This window comes from Pseudomonas sp. LB3P25 (assembly GCF_054897985.1).
The window spans coordinates 5523309-5540164 of record NZ_CM142711.1; the positions used below are offsets into that span (position 1 = coordinate 5523309).

The 16856-nt window shown below is 59.1% G+C and carries 12 protein-coding genes; 7 read left to right on the forward strand and 5 right to left on the reverse strand.

Annotated elements, in window-relative coordinates; all coding sequences use genetic code 11:
• Nucleotides 1-6: 6 nt before the first annotated feature.
• The gene (locus tag ACYZTW_RS25435) at nt 7-771 is read left to right on the forward strand and encodes a helix-turn-helix transcriptional regulator (RefSeq protein ID WP_462002278.1); all 765 of its coding nucleotides are present in this window, start codon (nt 7-9) and stop codon (nt 769-771) included.
• Between the two features lie 417 nt (nt 772-1188).
• Here the strand turns inward: ACYZTW_RS25435 and ACYZTW_RS25440 are convergent, their stop codons facing one another.
• Nucleotides 1189-2289, reverse strand: a complete 1101-nt coding sequence (locus ACYZTW_RS25440; protein WP_462005284.1) for an IS110 family RNA-guided transposase — start codon at nt 2287-2289, stop codon at nt 1189-1191.
• A gap of 136 nt (nt 2290-2425) precedes the next feature.
• Between ACYZTW_RS25440 and ACYZTW_RS25445 the strand changes: the two genes are divergently transcribed.
• The gene (locus ACYZTW_RS25445; protein ID WP_462002279.1) at nt 2426-3319 is read left to right on the forward strand and encodes a DMT family transporter; all 894 of its coding nucleotides are present in this window, start codon (nt 2426-2428) and stop codon (nt 3317-3319) included.
• On the opposite strand, the gene ACYZTW_RS25450 is transcribed toward ACYZTW_RS25445, so the two are convergent.
• The 4 genes from ACYZTW_RS25450 to recQ form a co-directional block, all read right to left on the reverse strand.
• The gene (locus ACYZTW_RS25450) at nt 3313-3600 is read right to left on the reverse strand and encodes an Rdx family protein (protein WP_462002280.1); all 288 of its coding nucleotides are present in this window, start codon (nt 3598-3600) and stop codon (nt 3313-3315) included. The genes ACYZTW_RS25445 and ACYZTW_RS25450 overlap by 7 nt on opposite strands.
• Nucleotides 3601-3631: 31 nt before the next feature.
• On the reverse strand, nt 3632-5422 hold the full coding sequence (locus tag ACYZTW_RS25455) for a FimV/HubP family polar landmark protein (protein ID WP_462002281.1): 1791 nt from the start codon (nt 5420-5422) through the stop codon (nt 3632-3634).
• Nucleotides 5423-5550: 128 nt separating this feature from the next.
• Complete coding sequence (locus ACYZTW_RS25460; RefSeq protein ID WP_462002282.1) at nt 5551-5985, reverse strand: MarR family transcriptional regulator; 435 nt, start codon at nt 5983-5985, stop codon at nt 5551-5553.
• Nucleotides 5986-6104: 119 nt separating this feature from the next.
• Nucleotides 6105-8231, reverse strand: coding sequence for a DNA helicase RecQ (gene recQ, locus ACYZTW_RS25465; RefSeq protein WP_008156159.1), 2127 nt, complete (start codon nt 8229-8231; stop codon nt 6105-6107).
• Between the two features lie 413 nt (nt 8232-8644).
• Between recQ and ACYZTW_RS25470 the strand changes: the two genes are divergently transcribed.
• The 5 genes from ACYZTW_RS25470 to ACYZTW_RS25490 all read left to right on the forward strand — a co-directional run bounded on the left by ACYZTW_RS25470 (nt 8645) and on the right by ACYZTW_RS25490 (nt 16622).
• Entirely contained in the window at nt 8645-9232 is a 588-nt protein-coding gene (locus ACYZTW_RS25470) for a UPF0149 family protein (protein ID WP_462002283.1), read from the forward strand.
• Nucleotides 9233-9242: 10 nt separating this feature from the next.
• A complete protein-coding gene (locus ACYZTW_RS25475; protein WP_462002284.1) occupies nt 9243-9638 on the forward strand; it encodes a YbaN family protein in 396 nt (131 codons plus the stop codon).
• A gap of 232 nt (nt 9639-9870) precedes the next feature.
• Complete coding sequence (lapG, locus tag ACYZTW_RS25480; RefSeq protein ID WP_462002285.1) at nt 9871-10578, forward strand: cysteine protease LapG; 708 nt, start codon at nt 9871-9873, stop codon at nt 10576-10578.
• 22 nt (nt 10579-10600) lie between these two features.
• The gene (gene lapD, locus ACYZTW_RS25485) at nt 10601-12541 is read left to right on the forward strand and encodes a cyclic di-GMP receptor LapD (protein ID WP_462002286.1); all 1941 of its coding nucleotides are present in this window, start codon (nt 10601-10603) and stop codon (nt 12539-12541) included.
• A 130-nt stretch (nt 12542-12671) separates the two neighbouring features.
• Nucleotides 12672-16622 carry an Ig-like domain-containing protein gene (locus ACYZTW_RS25490; RefSeq protein ID WP_462002287.1) on the forward strand — a complete coding sequence of 1317 codons (3951 nt, stop codon included), beginning with the start codon at nt 12672-12674 and terminating at the stop codon, nt 16620-16622.
• Nucleotides 16623-16856: the final 234 nt, after the last annotated feature.

Sequence of the window (16856 nt, forward strand, 5' to 3'; positions counted from 1 at the left end):
CCTGCGATGAGACCGATCCTCACGCTTCGCCAATACACCCGAGACCTGATCGTCCACAGCCATGACCATGCCCAACTGGTGTTCGGGCTGTCGGGCGCGCTGGATTTCGAGATCGACGGGCATGGCAGTCAGGTGGTTCAACAGAGTTTCGTGCTGGTGCCATCCGGTTTCCATCACGCCTGCGGTAGCGCCAATGGCAGCCGTTGCCTGGTGCTGGATGTGCCCAGCGACCAATGGGTTTCCCAGTCCCTTGGTGATCACGCCGAGGCCAGCCGTCGTTTGCTCGACAACGCCGGTCGCCTGCCGCTGGATGCCGGGCAAAGCCAATTAGTCAGTTGGCTGGCGGGCAGTCAGGTCAGCGATCCATTGATCGCGCAACAAGGCGCGGTGTTGTTGCTGGCCAGCCTCAACAACGCCAAACCCGAGATCGTCGGCGGTCGGCGCCTGCCTTATGCGGCGCTGAATGCGCATATCGATCAGTACGCGGCCTATCCACTTCAAGTTGCCGATCTGGCGCGCATCGCCGGTCTGTCCAGCGCTCGGTTGCATGCGCGGTTCGTTGCTGAATGCGGGCAGACGCCGATGGACTACATCCGCAGTCGACGGCTCCATATCGCTGTTGGACTGCTGCGGGATTCGCCATTGCCCATCGGCGAGGTTGCCAGTCGAGTGGGTTACAGTTCTCAGAGTGCATTTGCTGCGGCGGTGTTGCGGGAGTTTGGCGCATCGCCTGGCAAGTTGCGCCGAGAGGCTGGCGACAAAGGACGATAGTCTGGCGACAGACGTAACGGGGCATTGCACGATTAAATGTAGCAGCTGGCGAAGCCTGCGTCCGGCTGCGAAGCAGCCGTAAAACTGCATGCACGGTACATCTGAAAGGCCGCGGTGCCTGACAATACGACTGCTTCGCAGCCGGACGCAGGCTTCGCCAGCTGCTATGTATGGACTCGCCCCCACGTTCAACCCGCTTTTAAACACTGCTACCCGGTTGCATCTATGTATGAGGCCTGTTCGAGGAAGCCTTCAACGGCTTCTGGCCAACATTGGGTAAGCTCGCGGTATGCCGATTACAGTAAGGCCTCAAGGGCCAGTAGCAGCTTAGGCATCAATCCGCGACGGTCTGACCTGGGGTCAATGTTCTTAGCATGGGTTGGAGCGGCTTAACGCCCCGGTGGCAGAACTCTGTTATCAGTGACTCATCGCAGCCTCCTGGCCAGTGCCCGGCTGGCGACGATAAGTCTGGTCGTTTTGCAATAGCACCCAGAGGATGCGCAGGTTGCGGTTGGCCAAGCGCACCGCCGCCTCCTTGCGACCCAGGCGGGATATCCAACGCTGGAGACGTTGGTCGTCCGGCTGCTGTGAATCGGGTCGTAGCTGTCTTAAAACGGCATGGGCACCCTGGATCGTCAGACTGCGCAAGTAAGCATCGCCATGCTTGCTCATCTTGCCCAACCGGACCTTCTCGCCGCTGCTGTGCTGGCTGGGCACCAACCCGAAGTAGGCGGCGAACAAGCGGGCGTTGGCGAAGCGTTCAGGCTCGGTCTGCTTGGCCAACAACGCCGTGGCGATGATCGGACCAACGCCGCGCACCGTCATCAGCCGCTTCGCCGTCTCGTCCGCCTTCGCGGCTGTTTCCAGCCGACCAGTCAGCACGTTGACGCGTTCGCCCAGTTGACTCCATTCGCCCAGCAGTTCGGCGATCAGTTCGCGCAGCAAATCGGGCAACGGTTGGGTGGTATCTTCCAGTACCCGAGGCACGAGTTGGCTGATAGCTATTTCGCCCTGCGCCATGGCCACACCGTGTTCCAGCAGTAAACCGCGCATCTGATTGCCGACCGCAGTACGTCGCCGTACATATCCCTGCCGGGCCCTGTGCAGAGCCTGCATCGCCAGCGCCGCCGCACTCTTGAGCGGTACAGATGAGATCTTGCAATCGCGGCCTGCGCGCAAGATAGCCAATGCATCGTTGCGATCATTTTTCGGGCCGCTGCGATGATTGGCAACCAACTGGGCCGGCAGGATGCGCACTGGATTACCCTGCGTTTGCAGCAACCGCGCCCACGCCTGAGCGCCTGGCCCGGTTTCCACCAACACCGTCACGCTCACTGGTAGCTTATGAAGAAATACCTGAAAGGCCTCGCGTGACTTGATTCGATCCTCGAATATCACCTGACCGAGGGCATCCTCCCCGGCCACTTGAAAGACCCTTTTGGCAAGATCCACCGCAACTGTGGTGCATGCCGCCGCATCGGCTGACAAAGACTGGTTGATCGTCGTATGCTTTTTCATGGCCTCGCCCTCGCTGTCGTTGGCTTCTATAAGAATGCCACCGTGGCGCACAGACGCCTCGGCTTGGGCGAGTCCATTCAATTACAGGGGACGGCGTTGTCTCCGGCCTGGTTTTATTCGTTTTTCAAGGATTGCAATGACTCCCCGTACCGCCCTTGGCGCCCTGCATATCGGCGCACTGATGTTCGGCTTGACCGGTGTGTTCGGCAAACTGGCTGCTGCCTCCCCCGCGATTATCGTTTTTGGTCGTGCCGCGTTCGCTGTGCTGGCGTTAGCCGTTTTTGCGCGGTTCGCCAGCAATACTCGCTGGCAGAAACTCGAGGCCGAGGACTGGCGCCGACTGTTGCTCAGCGGCTTGCTGTTGGCCGGGCACTGGGTGAGTTTCTTCATCGCGGTGAAGGTCGCGGGCGTCGCGATCGCGACCCTGGGTTTCGCCAGTTTCCCGGCGTTTACCGTGATCCTTGAAGGGTTGATCTTCCGCGAGCGAATTCGCGCCAACGAAATCCTGCTGGTGGTGCTGGTCAGTATTGGGCTGGTGCTGGTCACCCCTGATTTCGATCTGGCCAGCGGCGCCACCACGGGCCTGTTGTGGGCGGTGGGCTCAGGTTTGCTGTTCTCTCTGCTATCGCTGACCAACCGCGCCAGCTCCGGGCGAATCCCGGCGGTGCAGGCTGCGCTGTGTCAGAACGTGGTGGTCGCGTTGTGCCTGTTGCCGATTGCGGCACCGCAGTTGAGCGAAGTGCGCGTCATCGACTGGCTGTGGATCGGTCTGCTCGGGGTGTTCTGCACCGGCGTCGCTCACAGTCTGTTTGTCGCCAGCCTGGCAGTGATCAAGGCGCGGACCGCCGCAGTGGTGTTCGCCCTGGAGCCGGTTTACGGCATCACCATGGCCTGGCTGCTGTTTGATGAAAACCCGACGCTGCGCATGCTGATCGGTGGCGCGTTGATCATCGTGGCGATCGTGGTCTCCAGCAGACTCTCGGGCGGCTCAAGCAAGAAAACCGTTGCAGCAGAAGCCGCCTCTCACTGAGTGTGGTCGTTGTGTCCCAGATCGCGGTCCGGATCAATTTGATCGCGGACCCGCTGCTTCAGCACTTTGGCCTCCGGGAAACCGCCATCAGCCTTGCGCTCCCAGATCTGCACGTCGTCACAGAAAATGTGAAATACCCCACCGGTGCCGGGTACCAGCGACACTTTGCCCAGGTCGTCACCGAAGGTGCTGAGCAGTTCCTGGGCCAGCCAGGCCGCACGCAACAGCCACTGGCATTGCGTGCAATACGTGATGATGATTTCCGGTTTGCGTGCAGTCATGATCGGCGAACTCCTGAGCCAGAGGGCGCCGCTATGATAGCCCGGCGAGCAGGTTCCTGGCGGTCTGCTTAAGCGGCTCGTTATCTTCCTTGAGCAACTCGTTGAGCAGTTCGATGGCGCTGTCCAGATCGCCGTCATCAATGCAGGTCTGGGCTTGTTCCAGTTTGTCGGCGCTGCTCGGCTCGGCCGGTTCCAGGTTCAGCGGTTCCAGTTCCAGCGACTGGCCGGGATCGCTGAACTCGTTGAGAAAGGTGTCATCCAGAGACTGCGAGTCAGGCTCGGCGACCCATTCAAGTTCGGGCTCGTCCAGCGTCGAGTCGTCGGGCATTTCAAATACCTCGGGCAAGACGTGCAGGTTCGAGACAAACGGCGGCTCGACCGGCGCGGAATCGCTCGATGGCTTCGCGGCGGACGGCGAGTGCTCAAAAGGGCTGATCAGGTCCCAACTCGAATCCATCGACAGGTCATCCAGGTTCAACTGGAACTCATCGTTGGGCGCTGCTTCGGGTATCGAAGCCTTGGGGGGAGTGATTGACGCTGCGACGGCCAACGGTGCCGCACTGCTCAGTTTCGGGTGTTGGGCGCGAATATTCTGAAGTTTTTGCAGATCGTATCCGGCGTCACGCAGGTTGTTTTCCTGTGCTTCATAGCCGGGTACGTCACCCTGTTTACCCAATATGTCCAACAGCTGCTCGGCCAGATCCGTGCGCTGCGGCGCCTTGATCAGCGCCTCTCGCAACAAGCCGGCCGCTTCGGAAAAACGGCCATAGGCCAGGTAGATACCTACCCCTTCAAGCACATCGCCCGCGGGCGTCTCTTCACCCGATTCAGTTGCCGGTTGCAACTCTGAAGATTGGGCAACCGGTTCTGCGGTGTGATTGAGCGCCGGTTCATGCCGTGACGGCAAAACAGGTAAAGCGTCGGGCAATGCCTGAACCTGTTGTCGTTGACGCCGAACGAACAACCCCAGCAACACCAGAGCCACCACCGCCAGCAACCCGACAATCAGCCCCCAATGGGTGGCCTCAGGCTCTTCAACAATGGCCGGTGCTGGAGCCACAACGACGGGTGCAACCGGCTCCACCGCTGCTGACTTGATTTCCGCCAATTGGGTTTGCAGTTCAGTCACCTGCTTTTTCTGACCGGCGACCTGCTCCTCCTGGGCCTGAAGCTTCGCATTCAATTCATCGATGGTTGCTTGCAGCTGCTGGTTTCGCAGCACGCTGGCGGCCAGTTGTTCGGCAACCGGATCACTTGCAGGCGTGGCGACAGGTTGATCGACGCGAGGAGCCGGGGGCTTTTTGCCCTTCGCCGCAGGTGGCTGCGCAATGGCCGGCTCAACCGTCGGGAATCCAGAGGACTGAACGTCGGTAACCGGTTCGTCAGTGACGGGAACAATCCCGGGTGAACCCGGCGGATCGATCAGGACCGTGTACTCGCGCAGCACACGCCCGTTGGGCTGATTGAGCTGCACCAGGAAATTCAGGAAAGGTTCATTGACCGGTTTGCTGGAGCTCACCCGGATCAGGCTGCGGTTGCCGCGCAGGATTGGCGTGAATTTCAGATTATTGAGAAAGAACACCCGATCGATGCCGGCGCGGCTGAACTCGTCCGCTGTCGCCAGGCTGACCGAGAGCTCACCCTCCTCCAGACCTGCAGCATCTTGCAGTGCGATGTCGGCGCGAAACGGCTGATTCAGCGCCGAATGCAGGGTGATATCACCCAAGCCTAACGCGGGAGCCAATGCCGAGTAAGTGACGGCACCACCGACCAGAAGCAGCCTGGCGCAACACCGTAAAGCCATGTGCCAACTCTCGAGCATGAGCATCCCTTAGATAACCAGAACCATCTTGTACGCGTTCGCACATCCGGTACGAACACGATATTGCCAAGTAGTTCTTTATAGTCTGCCCAACGGAGTATCTCAAAAGTCCAGGGTGCGTTTATGCCTCAAGACTTTTCCAGGTTGGCCAGAATGTGCCCGTGGACACGCATACAGACCTTCAAGTCCGCCTCATCGACGCCTTCGAACAACTCGTGGCGCAGTTGGGTGGCAATGGTTTCAATTTGTTCGATCAAGGGAAGCGCCGGGGCACAGAGGACGATTTTCTTCGCCCGGCGGTCTTCCAGCACCGATTGACGTTGCACCAGTCCCTGGCCTTCGAGGCTGTCGAGCAGTCGCGCCAGGGTCGGCCCTTCAACGCCGACGCTTTGCGCCAGTTCACGTTGGGTCGGGGCATCGTCGAAACGCGCCAGGTGCAGCAGCACCAGCCAGCGCGCCTGGGACAGACCCAGGCCAGCCAGACGGCGGTCCAGTTCAGCACGCCAGCCGCGCGACATCTGGGCCAGTTGCATGCCAAAGCGGTGTTGGTCGGTTAACGGCATAAAACACTCATGATTAGACTGAAATAGAGAAAAACTAATTATTAGTCAGCTAAGCATGACCCTTGGCTGGAGGCAAGGCTTGCTCTGTACTGAATCGTTACATCTATGTGGCAGGTCACCTAAATCTCGAATTCGGATTGCAGCGCCGCCCGAACACAGTACAAAACCCCTTCCGGCACTCTCCCGGCGAACAGGGCGGCAATCTCCGACACGGGCGGCAATTCGCCCTCGCCGTCGAGGAACGCATCCTGGATTTCACCCATCAACTCTTCGGGCAGATCCAGCGCTTGCTCCAGCGACAACTGCTGCTTGCCAATCGCTTCGGCAAGCAGGGTGTAGACGTTCTTTTCCGAGCATTGCAGCTGACCGGCGATCTGCAACGGCGTCATGCCGGCGCGGGCCAGGGTGATCAGTTCGTGGCGCAGGTCGGCCACCACTTTCGGCGCCTCGACCTGCCCGCCGAGGACTTCGAGGAAGGCTTCACCGTAACGCTCCAGCTTGCGTGCGCCAACGCCGCTGACCGTGGCCATTTCCGACAGCGAGGTCGGCTGGCTGCGGAGCATTTCCAGCAATGTCGAATCGGGGAAGATGACGTATGGCGGCACACCATGCTCTTCGGCGAGTTTGCGACGCAGGGCGCGCAGAGCTTCCCATTGTTCGCGTTCTTCGCCGCGAACCAGTTGGCTCGCTTGGCTCTTGCTGCTTTTGGCCGTGGTTTGCGGCTTGAGGTCGCGGCGCAGTTCGAGGGTCACTTCGCCCTTGAGCAGTGGTCGACAGGTGTCACTCAGACGCAGACCGCCGTAGCCTTCGAGGTCGATGTCCGCCAGACCGCGGGCAACCAGTTGTCGGAACAAGGAGCGCCATTCGCTCTCTCCCATCGCCTTGCCCACACCAAATACCGACAGATGCTGATGGCCGAAGTTGCGAACCTTTTCGTTGTCCTTGCCCAGCAACACATCGACCAAATGCCCGACACCGTAACGCTGGCCGGTGCGGTAGATCGCCGAAAGTGCCTGACGGGCCGGCTCGGTGGCGTCCCAGGTCTGCACGCCATCGACGCAGTTATCGCAATGGCCGCACGGTTCGGGCATGTCTTCGTCGAAATAAGCCAGTAGCGTCTGGCGACGGCAGCGGGTTTCTTCGCAGAGCGAGAGCATGGCGTCGAGCTTGTGCTGCTCCAGACGCTTGTGGCGCTCGTCGCCCTCGGAGTTCTGCAACATCTGCTTGAGCATCACCACGTCTTGCAGGCCGTACGCCATCCAGGCGTCTGCCGGCAGACCATCACGGCCACCGCGACCGGTTTCCTGGTAGTAAGCCTCAAGGGATTTTGGCAAGTCGAGGTGAGCGACAAAGCGCACGTTGGGCTTGTCGATGCCCATGCCGAACGCCACGGTGGCGACCATGATCAGGCCTTCCTCGTTGAGGAAGCGCTTCTGGTGGTGAGCCCGGGTATCGTTGGGCAGACCGGCGTGGTACGGCAGCGCCGGGAAGCCCTGTTCGCTGAGGAACACCGCCACTTCGTCGACTTTCTTGCGCGACAGGCAATAGACGATGCCGGCATCACTGCGCCGCTCGGCGAGGAACGCCAGCAACTGCTTGCGCGGCTGCTCCTTGGGCACGATGCGATAGAAAATGTTGGGGCGGTCGAAACTCGAGAGGAAGCGCTCGGCGTCCTGCAAATGCAGGCGATCGACGATTTCTTCCCGGGTACGCTTGTCGGCGGTCGCGGTCAGGGCGATACGCGGAACGTTGGGGAACAATTCCGCCAACTGGCCCAATTGCAGGTATTCGCGGCGGAAGTCGTGGCCCCATTGGGACACGCAGTGGGCCTCGTCGATGGCGAACAGGGAAATTTCAAGACTTTGCAGGAAAGCCAGCATCCGTGGCTGAACCAGACGCTCGGGCGCGAGGTAAAGCATTTTCACTTCACCGCGCTTGATCCGTGCGGCCAGATCGCGCTGCTGCTCGGCGCTCAGGGTGGAGTTCAATGCTGCCGCGGCGACGCCCAGCTCTTCGAGGGTGGCAACCTGGTCGTCCATCAGTGCAATCAGCGGCGACACCACCACCGCCAGGCCTTCGCGCAACAGCGCCGGCACCTGGAAGCACAAGGACTTGCCGCCACCGGTAGGCATCAGCACCAGGGCGTCGCCGCCACTGGCCACGCGCTCAATGATTGCACCCTGACGGCCACGGAAACTGTCGTAGCCGAAGATGTCCTTGAGGACGCGTTGAGCCTGTTCGAGCATAGAAACTCCAAAAATCACAAAAACATCCCTGCAAGGCTGGTTCAGAACCACGAAGGCTGCACCGACAAATCGTAAGTGCGCATTGCATGACGCTTCACATTTCAGCCGCCACGCCGGCAGGGCATCACAAAACGCGCGAGTATACCCGACCCCTCCCCTGCAAAGGGTGCCGCTGATAAGACACACGAAGGTCAATGCACTGCAGAACCTGTGGGAGCGAGTCTGCTCGCGAAAGCGGAGTGTCAGTCGACATTAATGCTGGCTGGCACACCACTTTCGCGAGCAGGCTCGCTCCCACAAGGATTGCGGTGTTCCGCAAGGCCACAATGGCGCAAATATGCCGCGCGGCTGGCCCAAGCGCTCAAGAAGGCCTAGAATTCCCGCATCTGTTTAATTCCCAAGGTAGCCCTTTAATGTCCTTCGCTGAGCAACTAACCCGCCTGCAAGTCTTCCTCGACGCCGACGAACTGCATGACGAGGCGCTGGACTACGTGGCCGCCCACGGCTACCTCACTGCGCTGTCGGTCTGTTCCGAAACCGTTCCCGACCGTGAATGGATCGACGCCCTCTTCGCCGAAGAGCCGCATTACGCCGACGACACCGAGCGTGAAGCGATTGAATCCACCCTGTTGGCCCTCAAGGCTCACATCGCACGCCAACTGGCGTCCGATGAAGAGTTCGAGTTGCCCTGCGACCTGGACCTGGGCGAAGAGCCGGATGACTCCGACCTGCGCGGCTGGTGCATCGGTTTCATGGAAGGCGTGTTCCTGCGCGAAGCGGCCTGGTTCGAAACCGCCGAAGACGAAGTCAGCGAAATGCTGCTGCCGATCATGGTCGGTTCGGGTCTGTTCGACGAACAACCCGAGTTCTCCGACATCGCGGCCGACGCCAACCTGATGGACGACATGATCGTGCAGATCCCGGAAGCCCTGACTGCGCTGTACCTGCTGTGCAACGCACCAGACGAAAAACCGGCGATCCTCAAGCCTCGTCACCACTAAGGTTTTGCCTATGGACAACCCCATAGGCAACCGCTCCCTGATGTTGCGTTACGTGCTGCTGGCCATCGGCTGGCTAAGCGTAGCGCTGGGGGTGATCGGGATTTTCCTGCCGGTGTTGCCCACCACGCCCTTCCTGCTGCTGGCGGCCGCCTGCTTCGCCCGCAGTTCGCCGCGTTTCTATCGTTGGCTGGTTGAACATCCGCGGCTTGGGCCGTGGGTTCGCGATTACCTGAGCGGCAACGGCATCCCGCTCAAGGGTAAGGTCTACGCCATCGGCCTGATGTGGGCGAGCATCCTGCTCTCCTGTTATCTGGTGCCCCTGCCGTGGGCGCGCGGATTCATGCTGACCAGCGCGGTGCTCGTCACGATTTATATCCTCAAACAAAAAACCCTGCGCAAATCCTGAAATCACCACAAACCCTGTAGCAGCTGGCGAAGCCTGCGTTCGGCTGCATAGCAGTCGTGAAATCAGGCAACGCAGTCTTTCAGTTAAATCCGGAATTCAGGATTTACGACTGCTGCGCAGCCGGACGCAGGCTTCGCCAGCTGCTACAGGTCCGCGTATCGGCCCGACAATTTGTCCTGCCTCGCTGAAAACACCGCCTAGACTTCAGTCATCTGCACCCGAGCAGCCAGACATGTCCCGTCGCCGGCGTAGCCCAGGATGGTCAACGCTCCGACTTCGGTTCGGCGGATGGCTGCTGCTGACGAGTTTTCTGCTGGCGGGGCTGGGCAGTGTCTGCGCCAACTGGGACTTTACGCAAATCCTGCAGACCGCCGAAAAGCGCTACGGCCCTCTCGGTTCCGCCCAAGGACGAATCGAGGCCTGGAATCAAATGCTGAAAAGCGAACTCAACCAGCCAGAACGCGAGCAACTGATCGCGGTCAATCGCTTCTTCAATCAACAACTGAGCTTTCAGGATGACACGCGCATCTGGCGTCAGACCGATTACTGGGCCACGCCGGAGGAATCGCTGGTCAAGGGCGCTGGCGACTGCGAAGACTACGCCCTGGCGAAATATTTCAGCCTGCGTCACCTCGGGATTCCCAGCGAAAAACTGCGCATCACCTACGTCAAAGCCCTGACCCAGAACCAGGCGCACATGGTGTTGACCTTCTACAGCAGCCCCACGGCCGAACCGCTGGTGCTGGACAACCTGATCGGCGAAATCCGCCCCGCCTCCCAACGCAAAGACCTGCTGCCGGTGTACGCCTTCAATGCCGAAGGCCTGTACTTGCCGGGAGCCAATGGTGGCGAACGCAGCAGCGACTCGAAAAAGCTGTCGCGCTGGCAAGACGTGTTGAAAAAGATGCAAGCCGAAGGGTTCGTCGTGGGCGAAGGCTAGCCGCCACAGCAAGGAGCGTTTTATGTCACTGCGTAAACAGTTGTTTCTCGCCATTTGCCTGTTCTTGCTGGTGGCGTTCAGCGGCAGTTTTTTTGTCAGCCTGGAAAGCTCTCGCGAACAGATGCTCGGCCAGTTGCGCTCCCACGCCCAGGACGCCGCCACCGCGTTGGGTTTGTCGTTGACGGCGCAAATCGATGACCCGGCGATGATCGAGTTGATGGTCAGCTCGATTTTCGACAGCGGTTATTTCAGCAGCATTCGAATCATCAACATCGAGGATGCACAGGTGCTGGTGGAGCGCAGCGCACCGGGGCAAATCGAAGGTGTTCCCGCCTGGTTTGTGAGCCTGGTCAACCTGCACCCACCCGGTGGTGAAGCGTTGATCATGCGTGGCTGGGCGCAGGAAGCACGGGTCGAAGTGTTGAGCAATCCGCAGTTCGCCCTGGCCAAACTCTGGGACAGCACCCTCGGCAGCCTGATCTGGTTGCTGGTGTGTGGCCTGCTCAGCGCGGTGTTTGGTGGCTGGTTGCTGCGCCGGCAATTTCGTCCGCTCGACAACATGGTCAAACAGGCCGAAGCCATCAGCAAACGCGAGTTCCTCAGTCTGCCGAAACTGCCGCGCACACCGGAGTTGAAACGCGTGGTATTGGCCATGAATCAGATGGTCGAGAAGCTCAAAGCGCTGTTCGCCGAAGAGGTCGCGCGCAGCGAAAAATTACGGATCGAGTCCTATCAGGACAGCCTTACAGGCTTGGCCAATCGACGTTTGCTGGATGAAGAATTGGCCGACGAGTTGCTGGTCTCCGAGCAGAGCAGCGACGGCCATTTGCTGATGCTGCGAATCAACGATCTGGTCGGTCTCAACCAACGCTTGGGCGGCCAACGCACAGATGCGCTGATCAGCACCGTCGGCGAATTGCTCAAGCGTCTGACCCAGCCACCGGAACGTCGCACCTGGCTAGCAGCGCGCAATCGTGGCGGTGAATTCAGCCTGCTCACGCCTGGCCTGGACAGCACCGACGCCGCACGCCTGGCCTGCGAAATCAGCGCCACCCTGGAAAACCTGCGCCTGACCGGCGCCAGCGACTCCATGCCGGTGGCGCACTTGGGGATCGCCGCTTACCACCCCGGTGAGCCGGCCAGTGACGTGCTGACGCGACTGGATCAGGCGTTGACCGAAGCCCAGCAACATCCCGAGCGCCCGTGGGTCCACTTGACCGACTCCAACACCGAACCGGACCCGTCCCAAGATGACTGGCAAACGTGGATCGACGACGCCCTGAACCAAGGCAAGATGCAACTGTATTTCCAACCCGTCGTGCAATGTGCCGACACCAGCCAGGTGCTGCATCACAAAGTCCTCGCGCGCCTGCTCGACCCACAGGGCGTGGCGATAGCCGCCGGGCATTTCCTGCCGTGGGTCGAGCGTCTCGGCTGGTCGGCGCGGTTCGATCTGGCCATGCTCGAAGCCACCCTCGACTACCTCGTCGTCAACCGCTGGCCCCTGGCGTTGAGCCTGTCCGGCAGCACCCTGCGCGATCCAGCGCAGTTGCAAGAAATCCTCGACATGCTCGAATCGCTGCCCGAACTCGCGCCCCTGCTGATTCTGGAAATCGACGAACGCCAATTGCCACCACAGGAAGAACTGCAACGCCTGAGCCACAGCCTGCTCAACACCGGTTACCGCATCGGCCTGCAGCATTTCGGTGGCAGCTTCAGCCAGATCGGCAACCTGACTCAATTGGGGCTGGCTTACTTGAAAATCGACGGTGCGTACATCCGTCACATTGATGAACAGAGTGATAAAGAGCTGTTCATCGAGGCGGTTTTTCGGGCAACCAACAGCATTGATTTGCCGTTGATTGCGGAGATGGTGGAGACCAAAGGGGAGCTGGAGGTGATCCGGGAGTTGGGGTTGTTTGGGGTGATGGGACGATTGATTGGGCCGCCGGAGCCGATGTAAGCATTCCGACCGTTCGTCTTAAACTGTCGATACCTGTCAGATATGACAGTAGCCGTCAGGCGATCAACTGGCCTAAATGAAGAGAAGTTCGCAGTTCCGTTGCGCCCTTTACCTTCAGATGGAGTTGATCATGCCCTCTTCCAGCCGGTTCCTGTTTATTCCCCGCGCAGAACTTCCCGCACTCATATCGCCAATGCAATTACACCCGCTGTTCATTGCGGGCATGACCTACCCAGTCGTGGATGGCGATGGCGGAATCAACATTGCCGTAGTCGAGGAACATGAAGGCGGGGTGTTATGCGTTATCGATCCTTGGTTCAATATGGCGATTGATGATCAGATAAAGGTTTTCTGGGATTCAACAACAATTTACGAGCAGAAGGTAAAGCCAGAGCAAGTCGACAATCGCCTGTTTTTTTTCCTGCCGACGACGGACATCGTGCCGGGCTCGGCCGAATGCTATTACCAATTGACCCGGGCGGGAGAAACAGCACCCGACGACCCCTCGGCCCGATTGAAGCTATTGATCAAACTGGACAAACCGGCCGGTGATGACAAAGAGCCTCATTTTCCCTGGCATTCAGCGCTGGACATGGTCGGGCTGCCCAAAGATGTCATCGACAATGGCGTCACCAAAGAGTGGGCTGCCAAGGGGGTGCCGATGACGATCAAGCGCTATCCGGGTATTGCGCTGCGCGACGTCATACAGATTAAGTGGGGCAGTGTCTTTCTTTTGCCGCATGAGCTGTCCAAGGCCGAAGTGGAGGGTACTGCCGAGATTGTCATCACGGCCCTCCCGGCCGACATACTGACCGCAGGCGACAGTGGCGCATTGAAAATCCGCTACGAGGTACATGACGAGGTCTGGAACTACTGTGAACAATGGTCGAAGGAAAACGCCATTTTAGTCGACGCAGGTTCCGCTCGCCTGGACGAGGCCATTTTCAAAGATGCCGTCGATGGGCAACTCCATCTCAAGGATCTGGATCATCAGCCTGCCACGCTGCAAATCCTCGTCAAGAGTGGCGATGTTTTCGAGCCGGGCGACACGCTCAAAATCACGGTCATCGGCACGCCGCTTCCAGGAAGTCCGTCACGGACGTTTACCGCACAAGCCACTGTTGGCGCTCCTCCTTACATCCTTGATCAGCCTGTGCCCTACGAATTCGTCAGTCTCTTCGCCCTTGGCACCCTCGATGCTTTTTATGTGCTGCATAAAAGCGACGGCAGCGACCCCCTCTCTTCCAGACGCGCCTTTGTCGATGTAATCGGTAACCCCTTGCAACTGCCGGCACCGACCGTCAATGAAGTGATCGGCGCCATTTTACCCGCCGATGCCATGATGGCATCGGTGGTGATCCGTTACCCGGCCATTGCTAACGGGGACTACATCAATCTGATCTGGGAGGGCACAAAATCAGACACCACTCCGTATGTGCATGAAGAGGAACATACCGTCAGTGACGACGAGCAAAAAAACGGCAACGTCATTGTTTATGTGTGGGGCGAACACATTCAGGCCTTGAACAACGGCAGTCTCAAGCTGTATTACCGAGTGTCCAACGATGCCACCGACCAGCATGACGTCAGCGAATCCGATTTTCTCAGGGTCGAGGTGCGGTCTCTGCGTGCGACGCTGCCGGCCCCGGAGGTCGAAGAAGCCAAGGATGGCGTGATCGATCCATCCCAGGTTTATACCCAGGCCCATGTACTTATCAAACCGGTCAATTGGGTCAAGGACGATATCCTGACCTATCACTGGATGGGTATCACCGGCTTCGGCACAACCAGGGGCAGCGTACCGATTACGACCTTTTCTATCGGCAAACCGGTGCGCTTCCGAGTAGATGCCAGATTCGTCTCCGCCAATATCGGCTACAACGTTACCGTCATCTATACCCTGCTGCATGCCGCTACCGGGAAATATAGCTACTCGTTCCCCCTGGAAGTACTGGTCGGGGAGCCGCTGGGTCGGTTGCTGCCTCCCACGGTTGTACAAGCGCCCAGCGGCACGTTGAATCCGATGGATGCGCTTGATGGTGTTGATATCGAGTGCAGTTACGCCTCTATGGATGCAACGCTCGACACACTCGGATTGAAATGGCGGGGAACGCCGGGGGCCGGCACCTCGGAAGATCTGGAGAAACCCGCCGAGGCTTCCGGCACTGTCACGTTTCACCTGCCCGCGTCCGTGGTTGGTGCCAATATCCGTCGTGAGGTATCGGTCAGCTATGCAGTGCGGCGCTATAACTTGTGGACCCCGTCCGAAGAACTCCCGCTGAACATACTGAGCTTCCAGGACCCTGATAAAGAGCTGCCAAGACCTGAAGTTCCGCTAGCGAAAAACGACGTACTGGATCTAACGGAGTTTACGGGCGACGCCAGGGTTTTGGTGAAGGCTTGGCCATTTATCGCTGCCAGGCAGCTTGTCTGGCTTAGCGTCGAGGGCCGTACCAGCTCCGGCGTCTACACCATCGATTTGCTCAAGGGCTATGAGCTCAGTGACCCGCAAGCCACCCAAGGCCTGAATGAAACGCTGCTCAGAACGGAGTTGTTGAAACTGGTCCATAGTTCGGCCGCCACCGTGAAGTGCAAGGTGATCTTCGATAGCAGCAAAGATGAGGCAACTGCGATCGACTTCCCGAGCCTGCCACTGACCATCCGCACACGCTACGACTACGTGACACCCATTATCACCAGCGTGAAAAACCCACAATACGACGACATTCCCGAAGCGGGCCTGACCTACGACAAGCGCGTGACGATCCACGGCACCGCTACACGAGGTGAAAAAGTCGAGGTTCAGATTAACGGTGTGCCAAAAGGCACGCCGCTCGTCGATGCCAGCAGTACATGGGAACTCCCCGTGGAACTGGTCGAGGGCTTGCAACGTGTCATAGCCATTGCCCAATACGATGCCGATGAGAAAAACAGCAAGCCGAGGACATTCACCATCGGCGTTGCCACCGAACCCAAAATTACTGCGCTCAACGACTCCAAAGGCCCGGTCGCCCATAACGGAACGACCTACGACACCGAAGTCACAGTGACCGTCAGCGCGGACCCGAACCAACGCGTCCAGCTTTACGATGGTGCCACGGCCATCGGTGATCCCATTACCCTCGATGGCAACGGCAACGGAACCACCAAGCTGACCAGTCTTAGCCAGAAGGCTTATTCCATTAAAGCCAGAGCGCTTTATGGTGAACAGCTGGAGTCTCCAGCGCATGTCTTTACGGCCAAGCTGCACCTTACGGTGACGCTGACCTCAGTCAGGCACTCAGGCGGAGAGCTGATCAACGGAGGCAAAACCACCGACGCCTCTGTCAGCCTGACGGGTGCGGTGACACCTTTGTATGACGTGCAGATCTATGACAACAATGGTCCCAGACATACCGTGCCGGGCGGCACAAACGGCTTCTGGACAACCACGCTGGCCATCGCCCTTGGCGGACACTCGGTATACGCCAAGGCGCTGGCCACCGGGCAGAACTCCAATACACGGAGCTTCACGAGAGAGGTTCCGTTGCCGCCTCTGAACTTCAATACCAACCCGGTTACATTGAGTGGCAGGACGTACATCCTGCCAGCCTATCCTGGGCTTTTGCCGGCGTTCGGTGCGGGCAACTCGGTGCAGTACCAAGCCTCCGGTGGTCGGCCGGGTTATACCTACACCTCCAGCAATCCGGGTGTCGCTGCAGTCGACGGAGCGGGTCTTGTCACTGTCCGTGGCCGGGGCGCAACCACTATCACCGCCAGAGATGCGGCTGGCCAGACCAAGAGTTACACCGTGACAGTGACGGGGGTAATCCACTGCGTCGGGCTAGGGAAATCAGATTGGAATCAGGCGAATGCGGCTGCCGCCGCCAATGGGGCGCGAATCCCCAGCATGGGTGAGCTGAGTGAAATATTTGCAGTCTATGGCGGACGATGGCCAATGGGTGATCACCAATACTGGTCAACCGACCCAAGTAATAACTATTGGCCATTCCAAGCCAGGAGAACTAAAAATTTGCTCCGGGGCAATGAAGGCGCTGCGCTGCTGGCAGGCCAACATATGAACGTGGTAGGTATTCGGTAGTGGGGGGACGGTGCAGCGTCGATGCAAAATGAGTATGTCGCTGCCGCTGGTCCCGGTCTTCCGATTGACTGTCTAACTAAACAAAACCCGTCCTCTCTTTTACAGAGCAGCCGGGTTTTCGTTTTGCAAAAAAAAAGCGGCCCAAGAATTACCATCCATCGGAAACAACCATCTACCTGTTATTTCTGACAGTAGCCAACCCGCCCACCCCGGGCCTTAAATCACTCCGTCGCC

What these genes read in the sequence shown, in the direction of transcription:
- ACYZTW_RS25435 (WP_462002278.1), top strand. Translation starts at nt 7, where the DNA reads ATGAGACCGATCCTCACGCTTCGCCAATACACCCGAGACCTGATCGTC.
- ACYZTW_RS25440 (WP_462005284.1), bottom strand. Translation starts at nt 2,289, where the DNA reads ATGAAAAAGCATACGACGATCAACCAGTCTTTGTCAGCCGATGCGGCG.
- ACYZTW_RS25445 (WP_462002279.1), top strand. Translation starts at nt 2,426, where the DNA reads ATGACTCCCCGTACCGCCCTTGGCGCCCTGCATATCGGCGCACTGATG.
- ACYZTW_RS25450 (WP_462002280.1), bottom strand. Translation starts at nt 3,600, where the DNA reads ATGACTGCACGCAAACCGGAAATCATCATCACGTATTGCACGCAATGC.
- ACYZTW_RS25455 (WP_462002281.1), bottom strand. Translation starts at nt 5,422, where the DNA reads ATGCTCGAGAGTTGGCACATGGCTTTACGGTGTTGCGCCAGGCTGCTT.
- ACYZTW_RS25460 (WP_462002282.1), bottom strand. Translation starts at nt 5,985, where the DNA reads ATGCCGTTAACCGACCAACACCGCTTTGGCATGCAACTGGCCCAGATG.
- recQ (WP_008156159.1), bottom strand. Translation starts at nt 8,231, where the DNA reads ATGCTCGAACAGGCTCAACGCGTCCTCAAGGACATCTTCGGCTACGAC.
- ACYZTW_RS25470 (WP_462002283.1), top strand. Translation starts at nt 8,645, where the DNA reads ATGTCCTTCGCTGAGCAACTAACCCGCCTGCAAGTCTTCCTCGACGCC.
- ACYZTW_RS25475 (WP_462002284.1), top strand. Translation starts at nt 9,243, where the DNA reads ATGGACAACCCCATAGGCAACCGCTCCCTGATGTTGCGTTACGTGCTG.
- lapG (WP_462002285.1), top strand. Translation starts at nt 9,871, where the DNA reads ATGTCCCGTCGCCGGCGTAGCCCAGGATGGTCAACGCTCCGACTTCGG.
- lapD (WP_462002286.1), top strand. Translation starts at nt 10,601, where the DNA reads ATGTCACTGCGTAAACAGTTGTTTCTCGCCATTTGCCTGTTCTTGCTG.
- ACYZTW_RS25490 (WP_462002287.1), top strand. Translation starts at nt 12,672, where the DNA reads ATGCCCTCTTCCAGCCGGTTCCTGTTTATTCCCCGCGCAGAACTTCCC.